Source organism: Shimia sp. MMG029 (genome assembly GCF_027947445.1).
Lineage (GTDB): Bacteria > Pseudomonadota > Alphaproteobacteria > Rhodobacterales > Rhodobacteraceae > Shimia.
In genome coordinates, this window is the sequence record NZ_JAQJIM010000002.1 from 206,082 (window position 1) to 220,425 (window position 14,344).

Here is a 14,344-nt window from a genome sequence, read left to right on the forward strand (position 1 = left end):
TTCCAGTCAGCTCGCCCTAAATGAAAGCGGGCTTCCGGTCAAACACACCGAAAGCCCGCATTGAAACGTTTTGTCTGGTCAGGTTACGCCTGCGGTTCGGCTTGCTCTTCAGCGGCCTTCTTTTCCGCCTCGTCTGGCGCAGGAAGATCCCCTTTTACGGCAGGAGGCATATCCATAAGCATCCGGATGATCGTCACCAGTTCTTCTTTCATCTCGGTGCGCTTGGTCACGCGGTCGAGCATGCCGTGGTCAAGCAGATATTCAGCGCGCTGGAACCCTTCAGGCAATTGTTCACCGATGGTCTGTTGAATCACACGCGGACCCGCAAAACAAATCAAAGCATTGGGCTCAGAAATCTGGACATCACCCAACATGGCGTAGGACGCTGTGACACCGCCGGTGGTCGGGTGCGTCAGAACAACGATGTAAGGCAGCCCAGCTTCTTTCAGCATCTGCACCGCAACAGTTGTGCGTGGCATCTGCATCAAAGACAAAATGCCTTCTTGCATGCGCGCGCCACCAGCGGCGGAGAACAACACAAGCGGACGTTTCATGGCAACCGCCCGTTCTGCAGCTGCAATAATGGCATTGCCAACGTACATACCCATGGACCCGCCCATGAAGGAGAAGTCTTGGCAGGCTGCGACGATCGGGGTGCGGCCAATCTCACCCTCGGCGACCAGCATCGCCTCTTTTTCGCCAGTCTTTTTCTGCGCGGCCTTCATGCGCTCAGGGTACTTCTTCTGATCGCGGAACTGCAGCGGATCAGCCAGCGGCTCGGGCACGTCGACCTCAACAAACACCCCACCGTCAAACAAGGCTTCAAACCGGTCACGGGCCGTTATTGCCATGTGATGGTCGCACTGCGTGCAGACGTTCTGGTTTGCCTTCAGCTCGCGGTGAAACAGCATTGTGCCGCATTCGTCACATTTGGTCCAAAGGTTATCCGGCACCTCGCGACGCGAAAAGATCGAGTTGATCCGCGGACGGACATAGTTGGTGATCCAGTTCATGTGATCAGGGTCCTCTGGCTTCCAATCAGTGACCGAAATAAGACGCTGCGTCAGGAAATGCAATCTATGCTGTGATGTCCAACACCGATCTTCGAATTTGCGCAATCACTCAAAACGCACCACAGCCCCTGCCAACTGTCCCCAGAGCAACACTTTGGTGGCAAATATCCTTGATGGCTCAGAAAACTACCCTTGCGCGTTTGTCTCATCTCAACCAATTGGGTAGATAATAGAAAAATGGGATGCGCATCGTTTCGCAACCCGAAACAATGTGCAGGACTTTTTGACCATCATGGCAGGTAGCAAACGCGTTTTTCAGCAGTTTTTTCAAGCTGGTCTGGCTCGCTATTGGGCACGTGTCGCACGTAAGGCTTCACAAGAGGAACTGGGAAGACTGCGGCGTCAACGGCGTCGCGCGCGCACTTTGCGTCATCACCTAGACACGGTGATCTCCGTCTCTGAGAGCCGACTTGCGTTGCCTGTTGTCGGCTCTAACGCGTTTCCCAAACCACATGGCACTGACTGGTCTTGGCGGCCCGCTCTATGGCGTGAGCCCAACCCGACCAAGGGGCTGGCGTCTGTCCAGAACAAGGCAAAGCTTGGCAATGAGGTTACGTTGTTTCACGATTGCCGAATCTCTGAGCTGACGCTGCGCCAATTGCGCAATCATCGCGAAAGGGACCTCGCGCCTTTTGGCCTGCGCATGGATGTTTTTCGGTTTGACGGATCTTTCCTCTCGCTGGTGATTGATTTGCCGCCAGAGGCTGTGGTCGGGCTGCGCCGCGAACACGTGCTGCGGCTGGACACAATTGTTGAGATGGAAAAACCACTGGAAATCTTTGCCCGCCTCAACATCCGCCATGGTCCAAACACGGAACAAATCGTCCGAGAGTTGCCCCTAAGCGCCGAAGACATTCGCGTTGAGTTTGACTTGGCTTATTCCAACCTGAATGAAAAACGCGTTGAAAAGATGTGGATCGACTTGATCTTTGAAGGGCCGGAAATGAATCAAGTCGTGCTCAGAGATGTGACCCTGTCCAGACGCCCACGTGCCGAATTCTGAGCTACCGACAAAAAGGATTGAGATATGAGTGAGTTGTCACTGACAAAGACCCGCCTTTTTGATGGTATCTGGGAAGGCGCTTTGCACTATGAAGGTGAGCCAGGGCCCGCCCCCAAGATTGATGTCACATTTCTGGGCGAAACAATTGATGGCGTCGCAATCGATACAACAGATACACCAAATACGTGGAGACTTCGGTTCCCGATCCCTAAGGAGAGCTTGGCCGATGGTGTTCAAACTCTGTTGATCACCAACCAGATCACCGGGAAGCAGTTGGACAAGCTCAGTTTTGTTGCGGGTGAAGCATTGGCAGACGACCTCCGGGCAGAAATCGATTTGTTGCGCGCTGAGCTGGATATGTTAAAGCGCGCTTTCCGGCGCCATTGCGTGGAAACCATGTAAGCGCACCGCGTCTGGCAACACACAACTCAAAATGGTGGCCAAACATTGGAAAACCCACTCACCGAATTGTTCTACATGAGCCAACCACGGCAACTGTTGTGGGGCACGATTGTGCTCAGTGCCTGCGCCATTATCCATGTGGGTTTCATCTCTGTGATGATTGAAGTGCTTGAAAAAATTGGGCGATGGGTGGCAGTCCGTTCGCGTTTCACCAAAACCGCAGTGCTGACCGGCGCGGCTTTTGCAATGATTGTCGGATCACACACCATTCAGGTTTGGCTTTGGGCCTATGTACTTATCTATATGGGTGCATTTACCTATCTCTACGACGCGCTCTATTTCTCGCTCGTGACGTACACGACTGTTGGCTATGGCGATGTTGTGTTGCCCATTGAATTCCGCGTGTTTGGGGCATTTGGAGGCGTCACCGGCATACTTTGCTTTGGCATTTCAACCGCATTTCTGGTTTCGCTGATCGGACGACTGCTGCCACATTCGCTGGACTGAGACTGGACGGCTTGCCGCATTTGCGATCCCCTCAATCTAAGCCACAATAGGTCTATGATGAAAATTGCTTACACAATGGCGCACGGGCGCGGGAAACTTGATCTGTTGCTTTCGGAGTTCGCCGAGCGTTTGAATGAGCGCGGCCTGACGGCACGCGGGATTGTGCAAACCAATACCGGCTGCGAGATCGATCAGCGCTGCGACATGGATGTGCGTGTCCTGCCAAATGGGCCGATCATTCGTATTTCTCAGGATCTCGGCAAAGAAGCCAGAGGCTGCCGTCTTGATCCAGACGCCATGGCCACTGCCATCACCGCTGTCTCGCAGTCCATGGAAGCGCCTTATGATGTGTTTTTGCTGAATAAATTTGGCAAGCAAGAAGCCGAAGGAAAGGGCTTCCGCGATCTGCTGGCAGAAGCGCTGGAGAACGGCGCAACCGTGATCGCAGGCACCAACCCGCTGAATGCCGGAGTGTTTGAAGAGTTCGCCGGGGGCATGGCCACGCAAGTGGCGCCCAACATCGACGACCTCCTGGCCTGGTATGATCAGGTGAATGCCTAAACAGCCTGCGCTCAACCGAACAATGCGCGCCGCAGCAGGTTGAGCGAGGCGATCAGCAGGACAAACAGCGTGGCCTGCCGAAAACGGCGTTGGTCAATGCGATCCGAAATGCGCCCACCAAACCACATGCCTAAAATCGCAGGTAGAACCAATAGCACCGACAAAGGCGCGGTCTTAGCAGTGAACACACCAGAGCCAACATGGGCCAACAACAGCACGACTGATCCCAGCCCATAAATGACACCCTGAATGCGCATCTGCTCGGATTTCTCTGTGTCAAGTGCCGTCAGGTAGGCCACTGTCGGCGGCCCCCAAACGCCAGAAATTCCGCCAATGGCACCGGCCACACCTCCGACAATCACCTCGCCACGGGCTGTTGGCTTTGAAATCGTGATCGAGCGCCCCAAAAGCTGCAGCAGAGAAAACACGAAAACCGGCACACCAATCACCAAAAGAAAAACATCCGCAGGCAGAATGCGGACAAATTGCGCGCTGATCACCATGACCGCACCACCTGCAATCAAGAAGCGCCGGAAGCGTTTAACAGAGTGCCACGCGGCCGCACGGCCCTGACGCAACGCCTGCATTCCGTTTGTGACCAATGTGGGTAGGATCAGACCCGCCAAAGCCAGTTCCGGGGCCAGAAACGAACTGAGCCCCGAGATCAGGACCATAGGCATGGCAAACCCAACCATCCCTTTGATAATCCCTGCCAAAACAGCAATCGCAGCACAAAGTAGCCACGCAACGGGCGGTAGGGTTAAAATGTCGAAATCCATATCTTCCTATAGTGCCTGACTTCCTGTCGGGCAAAGATTTGGCGCGAAACAAACAATCAAAACGCAACGTCCTTTGGCATTTTTGTTGCGCTGCAGGTGCAAAAGAAATATGCACACTGCAGAAACAGAGGATATTGCGACATGGCTCATGATGGACAGGACTTGACGATGACGGCTCTGGTAACTCTACCCGATCTTCTGAAATTGACCGGCGCGGCTGTGGCCCCGGTTGAGGCCATTTTGGAAACCGCCATCGCACGCGTGAAAGAAACGGTCTCTGAAGGTGGTCGTGTTTCTGGCAAGTTGATTGAGGAAAATCAGACAGCGGCACACGGCCTGAGCTGGCTGGCAACCTACGCACAATCCCTCAAGCAGATGCAGGCGTGGGCCGAGAAACTTGATGCGGATGGCAAGTTTGGCGAGATCGAACAGCTCATCCATCAGATCGCATTTGGCGAATACCTTTGGCAGGTTTATGGCGGCATCCCGATGAGCCAAGGCGAAATCATTCGCCTCCAGGACCTTGGGCTGACACAGGACGAGATGCGCGGCCTGATGGCACCTGACGTGATGACACTCTGCAGCGAAGGCAACAGCCAAGCGGCGCGTATGCGCCTTGTGGAGTTGATGCAGGAGCAAGCGGCAAATATCACCGTTGGCGCATCTGGTCTCGACGAAGAGCTGGAAATGATCCGCGAGCAATTCCGCCGATTTGCGGTGGACCGCGTGGAACCCAACGCCCATGAATGGCACCTGAAAGACGAGCTTATTCCAATGGAAATCATTGAAGAGCTTGCAGAAATGGGCGTGTTTGGCCTGACCATCCCAGAGGAATACGGTGGGTTTGGCCTGTCTAAAGCCTCCATGGTTGTGGTGTCTGAGGAGCTGTCACGCGGCTATATCGGTGTGGGCTCGCTGGGCACCCGCTCTGAAATCGCAGCGGAACTGATCCTCTGTGGTGGCACTGAAGAGCAAAAACAGAACTGGCTGCCGAAACTTTCCAGTGCAGAAATTCTGCCGACGGCTGTATTTACAGAGCCAAACACTGGGTCTGACCTTGGCTCCCTGCGCACCCGCGCGGTGAAAACAGAGGATGGCAACTGGGAGGTGACCGGTAACAAAACATGGATCACCCATGCGGCGCGGACCCAAGTGATGACCCTGCTGGCACGCACAAATCCTGACAGCACCGACCACCGCGGCCTCTCCATGTTCCTGGCGGAGAAGACGCCGGGCACCGACGAGAACCCCTTCCCGACCGAAGGCATGACCGGCGGTGAAATCGAGGTGCTCGGCTATCGCGGTATGAAGGAATATGAGCTCGGTTTTGATGGCTTCAAAGTCAAAGGAGAAAACCTGCTGGGTGGCGAAGAAGGCAAAGGTTTCAAGCAGTTGATGGAGACCTTCGAGTCAGCCCGCATTCAGACGGCGGCGCGTGCGGTGGGGGTTGCGCAGTCGGCGCTGGATGTGGGCATGCAATATGCGATTGACCGCAAACAGTTTGGCAAATCGCTGATCGCCTTCCCGCGCGTGGCAGGCAAGCTCGCGATGATGGCGGTGGAAATCATGATCGCGCGTCAGCTGACCTATTTCTCTGCTTGGGAAAAAGACCACGGCCATCGCTGTGATCTTGAGGCAGGTATGGCCAAGCTGCTGGGCGCACGTGTGGCCTGGGCCGCGGCGGATAATGCGCTGCAAATTCATGGCGGTAACGGATTTGCGCTGGAGTATTCCGTGAGCCGCATCCTGTGTGATGCGCGTATTCTCAATATCTTTGAGGGGGCGGCTGAAATTCAGGCGCAGGTGATTGCAAGACGTTTGCTGAGCTGACACCCGCTCTCAGTTGGACAGCAGACCCGGCGCGGCTCTCCCTCGGAGCCGCGCTTTTTTTGTGCCCGTTAACAAAGTCGCTGATTCGAAAAATCTGCAAAAACTGCGTGTTCGGTATCGCGTCGGTATTGCGTCGGTATCGCGGAGGTGCAAATTTCGGTGGTCTTTTCGCAGGTGCAGCACTTACCTGACCGCACGCTGTTGCGAGAAAAAGCGCAACATTTGGTCACACTCTGCCTGCGCCTGTTGCAGTGCAGCATTTGCGCTCCTACGGTTCGGCCATGACACAGCGACTTTCAAAGCAGGATTGGCTGCAGGCGGGATTTGACGCGCTTACCGAGGCGGGGCCGGCGGCGTTGAAGGCTGAACCACTGGCGCGTCGGCTTGGCACAACCAAGGGCTCTTTCTACTGGCACTTTGACGATGTTCCGGGTTTTCACGCCGCATTGCTCGCGGCATGGGCGGGTGACGCCACAGCGGTGATCGCGGCGCAGCGTGAGGAGGTTGGTACCGCGGTGCAGAAGCTGCGAAATCTGGCACAGATTGCGGCGCAAGACATCGCCCACGAGCGCGCGGGCCTTGAGCCAGCGATGCGAGCCTGGGCACGGGACAATGTGAATGTGGCCGCTCAGATCGCGGCGGTTGATGAGGCCCGCATGGCTTACATCACAACTCTGCTGTCAGAGATTGGCCTCACCAACCCAGAACTGACCCGATTGCTTTATGGCGCGCTCCTTGGCATGGAGGCCCTGTCTGCACACGATGGTGTGCAGAATGGCCCGGCCTTGGGCACATTGGTTGATTTGATTTTGGCATTGCATGAGGCGGAATGATGGCACGTTTTCTGGGTCTTTTGGCCGTAAGCTTGGGGATCGCAGCCTGCGCGCCGTCTGAGACCGTCACGCAATATGGCGGTGCAGACTACACATGGCAGCTGCAACAGATTGATGGCACGGCTGTGGACTATGCGGCAAGCCTCACCTTGGGCGAAAGCGGCAAGGTGATGGGTGATGGGCCTTGCAACAGCTTTCTGGCGACTCAGGACGCACCTTACCCATGGATCAACATTCAGGTGGATGTGGTGGAGCAGATCTATTGCCCGGACATCGACCGGGAAGAGACCTTTCTGACTGCGCTGCAGGAGATGAGCCTTGTCGAGGTGTCTGGCCCCAATATGGTGATGAGCAACGATGCCGGCCGTGAAATGGTGTTCAGCGGTCTGCCAACTGACGTGCAAAGCGATCAATAAAGCGCGCACGCGCATCCGGCAGCGGCTTATGGCCGAGATCGGGCGCGAGTTTCTCTGACAAAAAGTAGCCGGTGGTCGCCAGAGCGGCCAGAACTTCCTCATCCGGCGCGGGGCCTTCCCCGCGCAACACAGGCGGCAAAGGTAGCAAACGATCCGCCCACTCCCCTGCCCCTTTGGCAGAAACGGCACGCCCGGATCTTGGGGAAACATAGATCAGGTTTTCTGTGCTGCCCGTTACAGCGCAAGCCGTCAGATCAAGCCCATAGCCTAGCTCAGACAGCAGCGCCATTTCCCAGCGCAGATAGGCCAGCGGCCAAACCTCCTGCTGCCCCAAAAGATCAAGCAACTGCATGCTTTGATGATAAAGCGCTGGATAAGGTGCACGGTCTGGCAAGCAAAAGGACAAAAGAGCTGTCACCGCATTAAGACCGGCCAACGAGAAGCGATTCCCCAGCACAGCGGCGCGGGAGCGGAGAGGCTCGACAGTGTAGGTGCCAATGTGATCTGAAAGGCGCGCGCGCCATGTGAGATCTACCTGCCCACCGGGTTGCAGGATGGGTGTCATTTTGCGGCTGATGCCACCGCGCACGATGCCCGCATGACGGCCATGTGACTCAGTGAAGGCCTCCAGAATGACAGAGGTTTCCCCGTGTTTTCGTGTGCTGAGCACAAAACCCTGATCGCGCCAATCCATCGCCACATCCTTTGGCTCAGAAAAGCCGTTACCGTGCTGAAAGGAAAGCCGTTTGTTGTGAGATCAGTCAGACAGACCCGGCTCATCGAGCAAATGGCGCCCCTGACGGTCCTCAACCTCGATCACCCAGGCGTCTGGATCAAAGCTGCGCTGACGGGCCAATGCCGCATCCACCTCAGACTCATCGCCTTCAGACAGCACCACCCATTTGCGCTCCCCGCTCATCAGATCAAAGCTGCGCTGAAACACGGTGGCCTTACCATCGAGCGTGTTGAGTTTCACCAGAACCGCGCCCGCCGTGTCATCGCCATGGGCGACGACAAAGGCCGGAATATCGGCCAGCCGAAGCCGCGCAATATAGGCATGCACCCAGAAATCAGCGGTCAGGCGCATGGGCGCGATCCTCAGGCGTTGCCGTCTTTGAAATCAAGGCCCATTTCGGAATAACGCTCTTTTTCCTCAAGCCAGTTTGGACGCACTTTCACCTGCAAAAACAAGTGGATACGACGGCCCATGAACTCTTCGAGCTCCTCGCGGGCGGCTTTGGAGACCGCCTTGATGGTCTCCCCTTTGTTGCCCAGAACGATGCCTTTGTGCCCGTCACGCATGACGTAGATCATCTGATCCACACGTGCGGAGCCGTCTTTGCGCTCTTCCCAGTTTTCGGTTTCCACCGTCATCTGGTAGGGCAGCTCCTGGTGCAGGCGCAGGGTGAGCTTTTCGCGGGTGATTTCGGCGGCGATCATGCGCATGGGCAGATCGGCGATCTGATCTTCGGGGTAGAGCCACGGGCTCTCGGGCAGCTCTGCGGCCAGCCATTTGCGCAGGTCGGCGCAGCCGTGGCCTTTCTCTGCGGAAATCATGAAGGTTTCAACGAAGTCAAAACGCTCATTGAGATCTTTGGTCATTGCCAGAAGCGCGTCGGATTTCACGCGGTCAATCTTGTTGATGGCCAGCGCCACTTTGCGGCCTTCAGAAATCTCTTCGAGCTGTTCCAGGATGGCCTCCACACCTTTGGTGATGCCGCGATGTGCCTCCACCATCATCACGATGACATCGGCATCCGCAGCCCCGCCCCAAGCAGCGGCAACCATCGCGCGGTCCAAGCGGCGGCGCGGGCGGAACAGGCCGGGCGTGTCCACAAAAACAATCTGGCTGTCGCCTTCCAGCGCCACGCCACGGATGCGCGCGCGGGTGGTCTGCACCTTATGGGTCACGATCGAAACCTTCGCCCCCACCATCTGGTTGGTGAGCGTGGATTTGCCCGCGTTGGGCTCTCCGATCAGGGCAACGAATCCGGCGCGTGTGGTCATGTAAATGCCTTTGTGAGTCAGCTGTGGCTGGTTAAGGGGCGTCTGTAGCGGAAATTCTGCGCTGGGGCTAGGGGCCTGATGCGCATGGGAGATATGCGAGAGTTGGGTTTTCTCACTGAAACCCGTTTTACGATGCGCGAACAAAGTTTGTTAGCCTCACAATCTAAAGTCTTGAGCGGCTTCGAAATTTCAAGGAAGGTGGGCAGAACACCTTTGAGTTGAATACCGCTATGCTAATCAAGTTCCTTAGAAGCTTATTCTGGGCCCCGCCAAAACGGCCATCTTTTCCGCCAAAGGCGAACTACCTTTCTGACAAACCAAAACTGCAGGGTATCGAAAAGCCTCCAATTCGCCACTCCTCCAAGGAAACGATCCGACCTGCCAACACACCTGCAAAGAAACAGTTGGTCGGCAAATGCTATGTGATCGATGGCGACACCATCGTGATAGATAAAACGCACATACGTCTCTTTGGCATTGATGCGCCAGAGATGGACCAACCTTATGGAAAGAAAGCCAAATGGGCGATGGTCTCGCTCACCAAAGGCCGAACAGTCACAGCCAATCTACTTCCAGAAAGCAGCTATGATCGCGTGGTAGCACATTGCGTTCTGGATGACGGCACCGACCTTAGCGCTGAGATAGTGAAACAGGGGCTGGCACTCGACTGGTCCAAGTTTTCAGGTGGCGCCTATAGCGAATTTGAAACTCAAAACGCGCGCAAAAAGCTTTGGCGCGTTGCAGCGAAACATCGCGGAAAGTTGCCGCCTGGCGTCTAAGGCCTAACCGCTCACCTTCTCCAGCAGGGCCTTTGCGGCGGCCTGTTCTGCTTTGCGCTTGGAATTGTCGGTGGCCTCAGCTGTTGCGCCATTCTCAAGCTTTGCGGCAATGGTGAACACGGGGGCGTGGTCCGGCCCGGAGCGTTTGACCAGCTCATAGCGTGGTGGCGGCAGTTTGCGTGCCTGTGCCCATTCCTGAAGGCTGGTCTTTGGGTCGCGCGCATCAGACTCAACAGTTTTGACCCGATCACCCCAAAGACGCAGGATCAGGGCCTTGGCCGCATCAAAACCTGCATCACGGTAAACGGCGGCGATCACTGCCTCCATGGCATCGCCCAGAAGCGCCTGTTTGCGGCGACCGCCGGACATCATCTCGGAGCGGCCAAGTTTCAGAGCCGCGCCCAGATCTATCTCGCGCGCCACATCAGCGCAGGCTTCCTTGCGCACAAGCGCATTGAATCGTGGGGCGAGCTGGCCTTCGGCGGCGGATTTGTCATGCTCCAGCAGGGCCTCAGACATGACAAGCCCAAGCACCCGGTCGCCCAGAAACTCCAGCCGCTGGTTGTCCTGCCTTGTGGGCGAAGACATGGAGGAGTGGGTGACCGCGCGCACCAGAAGCTCGGGGCGTGCAAACTTGTGCCCCAACCGTGTTTCAAGCGCTTTCAGTTCCGCTGCGAGTTTCACGTGGCCCTCACTCGATCCCTTTGAAGAAACGGTCCCCGCGCCAGGTCCAGAAGGCAAACATGGAGCTGCCAGCAGAGGAGAACATGATGCGGTCAGCACGACCGATCAAGTTTTCATAGGGCACAAAGCCCACCCCACGTGCGGATTGCGGCACGCGGCTGTCGGTGGAGTTGTCGCGGTTGTCCCCCATGAAGAAGTAGTGGCCTTCGGGGACGGTATAGATGCCTGTGTTGTCAGACTGCTGGTTGGTGATGTTAAGCGTCGCGTAGGATTTGCCGTTGGGCAGGGTCTCGATATAGCGGGACTTGGCGCAGATGCCGCCATCACCAACCGGGCCGTTTTCACAGCGCGGGCGGTGGCGTTGCGGGCCTTGCGGGCCGTATTCTTCGCGGAAGACGCCGTCCGCCTGACGTTTCACCGGCGCGCCGTTGAGATAGACCACGCCGTTCTTGACCTGCACCTTGTCGCCGGGCAGACCGATCAGGCGTTTGATGAAGTCATAGCCGGTTACCGGATGGCGGAAGACCACCACGTCGCCGCGCTCCGGCTCGCCGCCCAGAAGACGGCCATTGTTGCCACCAAGCCAGCCGCAGAGATCTTCGGCGTCGATGTTCACGCCCACTGCCGGAATGCGCACGGATGGGCAGGAGGCGTAGGAGTAGCCGTAGGTCATCTTGTTCACGAAGAGAAAGTCGCCAATCAGCAACGTGTCTTTCATGGAGCCCGACGGGATCCAGAACGGCTGGAAGAACAGGGTGCGGAAGACACCGGCGATCAGCAGCGCCCAGAAGATCGTTTTGATGGTCTCGACAATGCCGCTTTCACTTTTGGCTTTTTCCGCCATGGGGGATGCTCTCCGCTCGTTTTGCCAGTGGTTTTGGGTCTGAGGTTACATGCGGGCGCGGGCGCGGGGTGTCAAGCAGACTGTCCCGGTGCCGCTGCGAATGGGCGGGCTTCGATCACAACAAAGGCCTGCGCCCAGGGGTGATCATCGGTCAGGGTCACGTGAATGATCGCTTCATGGCCCGGGGGCGTCATCTCTGCCAGCCGCTCTTTGGCCCAGCCGGTGACCTCCATCACGGGTTGTCCGGTGCGCAGATTGCTGACCGCCATATCTTTCCAGCTGATGCCCATCGCCAGACCGGTGCCAAGCGCCTTGGAGCAGGCTTCTTTGGCGGCCCAACGCTTGGCATAGGTGCCAACCGTGTCACGGCGACGCTCTGCTTTGGCCTGTTCGACATCGGTGAATACACGGTTTTTGAAACGGTCACCAAAGCGCTCAATCGTGCCCGCGATGCGGTCAATGTTGGCGAGATCTGAGCCAATACCAAGGATCATACCGTTTACCCCTGCAAACGTGCGGTCAGGATTTTGTAGCCAGCAAAGCCGAAGAAGCCTGCGAAGGCGAGATCAAACCAGCGAGACGCGCGGCGATAGCCTCGCACGACTTTCTCTGAGGAAAACAGGAACGCATAGCCGATAAAGATCAAGATCGAGCCCAGATACAGCAGGCCGAAATAGCCAAAGAGTATGGCGGGTGTGGCCTCCGCCGGAGCGACAATGGCGTAGATCGACGCCCAGCTGAGGATCGCCTTGGGGTTCGTGATGTGGATCGCGGCACCTTTGGCAAAGAGGCTGCGGGCGCTGCCGGAAAAGGGCGTGCCAGCGGCGGCAGTTGTGTCTTTGGCCACCGCGCGTTTCAGCGCCTTAAGCGCCAGCCAGCCGAGATAAGCAGCCCCGGCATAGCGCAGGATTTCAAAGACCCAGACATTGGCGAGCATCACTGCAGACAGACCAAGCGCGGCGGCAATACCCCAGCTGGCGGAGCCTGCCAAAATACCCAGTGCAAAGGCCAGTGCAGACCGGCGGCCTGCGGACATGGCGGTGCCCGCAATGCCCATGGTGGCCGGTCCCGGAGAGCCGCCCGCCATGAGCCAGGCAATCCAGATTGCTATGAACTCGGGTGTGATCATTCCTCTGAACCGGCCCGCGCAGCATCCATCAGACGGCGCATTTCCTCGATTGCGGGTTGCAGGCCACAGAACATGGCTTCGCCCATCAAGAAATGACCGATGTTGAGCTCCACCACCTCCGGCAGCGCAGCGATGGGGGCGACGGTTTCATAGGTCAGGCCATGGCCCGCGTGGACCTCCAGCCCAAGGGAATGAGCAAAGGTGGCCATTTCGGTGAGGCGTGCCAGCTCTGCATCGCGCGCGTCAAAACGGCCTTCATAGTGGTAGTCACAATAGGCCCCGGTGTGCAGCTCAATCACATGCGCGCCAATGCGGCTTGCCGCTTCGATCTGTTTTTGGTTTGCCTCAATAAAAATAGACACACGACTGCCCGCATCGCGCAGTGGCGCGATGAAATGGGCCAGTTTGTTTTCCTCGCGCGCCACCTCAAGTCCGCCTTCGGTGGTGCGCTCTTCGCGCTTTTCCGGCACGATGCAGACCGCATGCGGTTTGTGGCGCAGGGCGATGGCCTGCATCTCTTCTGTTGCGGCCATCTCGAAGTTGAGCGGCACGGTGAGCGCCTCCATCAGACCGTCGATATCCGCATCCACGATATGGCGACGGTCTTCGCGCAGGTGGGCGGTGATGCCATCGGCCCCGGCCTCTTCGGCCAGCTTCGCGGCGCGGACAGGATCCGGGTAGGCAGAGCCACGCGCATTCCGCACGGTGGCAACGTGATCGATATTCACCCCTAGACGCAGCATGATCTCAGTCCTCATCTCGCTACTTCAAATATAGGGCGACCCTATGCCGGGGCGCGCGCGAGGAAAACCGAATTGTGATCAAAAGATTTGATAAGGCTCAGTTATCAGCCTGAACATTTGCCGCCGCCTCTTCGGCACGGGCCCGCGCCTTTGCGATGCGTTCGGCAAATTTTGCGGAGCGGCGTTTTTGATAGGCGCGGATCACGGGAACAGAGAGATAATACATGATGGTTGCGGCGATGATGCCCGGAATGATCCCGCCAATCATGTAGGGGTAAAACACCTCATCATAAAAGATCCGCAGACCGGACCAATCTGGCACTTCGTCGGTGAAAAGCGCAAAGAGATTGTGCCACAAGTCCGCACCTGCGTTGGCGAATTTCGCCCCAAGCGACAGCTCGTGGCCTTTCTCAAACTCCGTGCCCAGCAAAAAATGCCCGGTTTGCAGAGACACCACACCAATCGGCACATAGGTGAGCGGGTTGCCAAAGAAGGTCGCCAGCAGCGCCGCGAGAATATTGCCACCCAAAATGCGCGCCAAAATTGCGGCCACCACAAAATGCAGCGTGTAAAAGGGCGTGAAGGTGGTGAACACGCCCGCCCAGATACCGCGGCCGATGGTTTCGGGGGTGCCGGGAAGGCGATGGACACGGTGCTTCACATAGCGAAATGCACGTCCCCAACCGCCACGCGGATAGAAAAATTCGCCGAGGACTCGGAGTAAGGGTCGTCTGTCGCGGCGCTTGAATACCAC

The 14,344-nt window shown here is 57.1% G+C and carries 19 protein-coding genes; 8 read left to right on the plus strand and 11 right to left on the minus strand.

What is annotated here, in order from left to right; translation table 11 throughout:
- Positions 1-83: 83 nt before the first annotated feature.
- A complete protein-coding gene (accD, locus tag PJL69_RS07765; RefSeq protein WP_271309153.1) occupies positions 84-1,013 on the minus strand; it encodes an acetyl-CoA carboxylase, carboxyltransferase subunit beta in 930 nt (309 codons plus the stop codon).
- 292 nt (positions 1,014-1,305) lie between these two features.
- On the opposite strand from accD, the gene PJL69_RS07770 reads away from it, so the two are divergent.
- From PJL69_RS07770 to PJL69_RS07785, 4 genes are read left to right on the plus strand one after another with little or no spacing between them, the layout of a single operon-like run.
- Entirely contained in the window at positions 1,306-2,076 is a 771-nt protein-coding gene (locus PJL69_RS07770) for a DUF6478 family protein (RefSeq protein ID WP_271309154.1), read from the plus strand.
- A gap of 24 nt (positions 2,077-2,100) precedes the next feature.
- Complete coding sequence (locus tag PJL69_RS07775) at positions 2,101-2,478, plus strand: hypothetical protein (RefSeq protein ID WP_209097027.1); 378 nt, start codon at positions 2,101-2,103, stop codon at positions 2,476-2,478.
- Positions 2,479-2,523: 45 nt separating this feature from the next.
- Positions 2,524-2,985, plus strand: a complete 462-nt coding sequence (locus PJL69_RS07780) for a potassium channel family protein (RefSeq protein WP_271309155.1) — start codon at positions 2,524-2,526, stop codon at positions 2,983-2,985.
- Positions 2,986-3,039: 54 nt separating this feature from the next.
- Positions 3,040-3,546 carry a DUF2478 domain-containing protein gene (locus PJL69_RS07785; protein ID WP_333781870.1) on the plus strand — a complete coding sequence of 169 codons (507 nt, stop codon included), beginning with the start codon at positions 3,040-3,042 and terminating at the stop codon, positions 3,544-3,546.
- A gap of 11 nt (positions 3,547-3,557) precedes the next feature.
- On the opposite strand, the gene PJL69_RS07790 is transcribed toward PJL69_RS07785, so the two are convergent.
- Positions 3,558-4,325 carry a sulfite exporter TauE/SafE family protein gene (locus PJL69_RS07790; RefSeq protein ID WP_271309156.1) on the minus strand — a complete coding sequence of 256 codons (768 nt, stop codon included), beginning with the start codon at positions 4,323-4,325 and terminating at the stop codon, positions 3,558-3,560.
- A gap of 141 nt (positions 4,326-4,466) precedes the next feature.
- Between PJL69_RS07790 and PJL69_RS07795 the strand changes: the two genes are divergently transcribed.
- From PJL69_RS07795 to PJL69_RS07805, 3 genes are all read left to right on the plus strand, one after another.
- The gene (locus PJL69_RS07795) at positions 4,467-6,155 is read left to right on the plus strand and encodes an acyl-CoA dehydrogenase family protein (RefSeq protein ID WP_271309157.1); all 1,689 of its coding nucleotides are present in this window, start codon (positions 4,467-4,469) and stop codon (positions 6,153-6,155) included.
- A gap of 281 nt (positions 6,156-6,436) precedes the next feature.
- On the plus strand, positions 6,437-6,988 hold the full coding sequence (locus PJL69_RS07800; protein WP_271309158.1) for a TetR/AcrR family transcriptional regulator: 552 nt from the start codon (positions 6,437-6,439) through the stop codon (positions 6,986-6,988).
- Positions 6,988-7,404, plus strand: coding sequence for an META domain-containing protein (locus PJL69_RS07805; RefSeq protein ID WP_271309159.1), 417 nt, complete (start codon positions 6,988-6,990; stop codon positions 7,402-7,404). Before PJL69_RS07800 ends, PJL69_RS07805 begins: the two co-directional genes overlap by 1 nt.
- Here PJL69_RS07805 and recO read toward each other — a convergent pair.
- The 3 genes from recO to era all read right to left on the minus strand — a co-directional run bounded on the left by recO (position 7,367) and on the right by era (position 9,411).
- Entirely contained in the window at positions 7,367-8,098 is a 732-nt protein-coding gene (gene recO, locus PJL69_RS07810; protein WP_271309160.1) for a DNA repair protein RecO, read from the minus strand. The two genes, PJL69_RS07805 and recO, sit on opposite strands and share 38 nt — an antisense overlap.
- Before the next feature lie 63 nt (positions 8,099-8,161).
- Positions 8,162-8,491: a DUF1491 family protein gene (locus PJL69_RS07815; RefSeq protein ID WP_271309161.1), complete on the minus strand. Its 330-nt coding sequence runs from the start codon at positions 8,489-8,491 to the stop codon at positions 8,162-8,164.
- An 11-nt stretch (positions 8,492-8,502) separates the two neighbouring features.
- Positions 8,503-9,411 carry a GTPase Era gene (gene era, locus PJL69_RS07820; protein WP_209097039.1) on the minus strand — a complete coding sequence of 303 codons (909 nt, stop codon included), beginning with the start codon at positions 9,409-9,411 and terminating at the stop codon, positions 8,503-8,505.
- A gap of 443 nt (positions 9,412-9,854) precedes the next feature.
- On the opposite strand from era, the gene PJL69_RS07825 reads away from it, so the two are divergent.
- Positions 9,855-10,190 (plus strand): thermonuclease family protein, encoded by a 336-nt coding sequence (locus PJL69_RS07825; protein WP_271309162.1) that lies wholly within the window; start codon positions 9,855-9,857, stop codon positions 10,188-10,190.
- 3 nt (positions 10,191-10,193) lie between these two features.
- Here PJL69_RS07825 and rnc read toward each other — a convergent pair whose 3' ends face one another.
- From rnc to PJL69_RS07855, 6 genes are all read right to left on the minus strand, one after another.
- On the minus strand, positions 10,194-10,874 hold the full coding sequence (rnc, locus tag PJL69_RS07830; RefSeq protein ID WP_209097041.1) for a ribonuclease III: 681 nt from the start codon (positions 10,872-10,874) through the stop codon (positions 10,194-10,196).
- A 7-nt stretch (positions 10,875-10,881) separates the two neighbouring features.
- The gene (lepB, locus tag PJL69_RS07835; RefSeq protein ID WP_271309163.1) at positions 10,882-11,718 is read right to left on the minus strand and encodes a signal peptidase I; all 837 of its coding nucleotides are present in this window, start codon (positions 11,716-11,718) and stop codon (positions 10,882-10,884) included.
- A 71-nt stretch (positions 11,719-11,789) separates the two neighbouring features.
- Positions 11,790-12,212 (minus strand): holo-ACP synthase, encoded by a 423-nt coding sequence (gene acpS / locus PJL69_RS07840; protein ID WP_271309164.1) that lies wholly within the window; start codon positions 12,210-12,212, stop codon positions 11,790-11,792.
- 5 nt (positions 12,213-12,217) lie between these two features.
- Positions 12,218-12,847, minus strand: coding sequence for a LysE family translocator (locus tag PJL69_RS07845; RefSeq protein ID WP_271309165.1), 630 nt, complete (start codon positions 12,845-12,847; stop codon positions 12,218-12,220).
- The gene (locus PJL69_RS07850) at positions 12,844-13,590 is read right to left on the minus strand and encodes a pyridoxine 5'-phosphate synthase (RefSeq protein ID WP_271309166.1); all 747 of its coding nucleotides are present in this window, start codon (positions 13,588-13,590) and stop codon (positions 12,844-12,846) included. The genes PJL69_RS07845 and PJL69_RS07850 overlap by 4 nt, the downstream gene beginning before the upstream one ends.
- A gap of 97 nt (positions 13,591-13,687) precedes the next feature.
- Positions 13,688-14,344: a DUF2062 domain-containing protein gene (locus PJL69_RS07855; protein WP_271309167.1), complete on the minus strand. Its 657-nt coding sequence runs from the start codon at positions 14,342-14,344 to the stop codon at positions 13,688-13,690.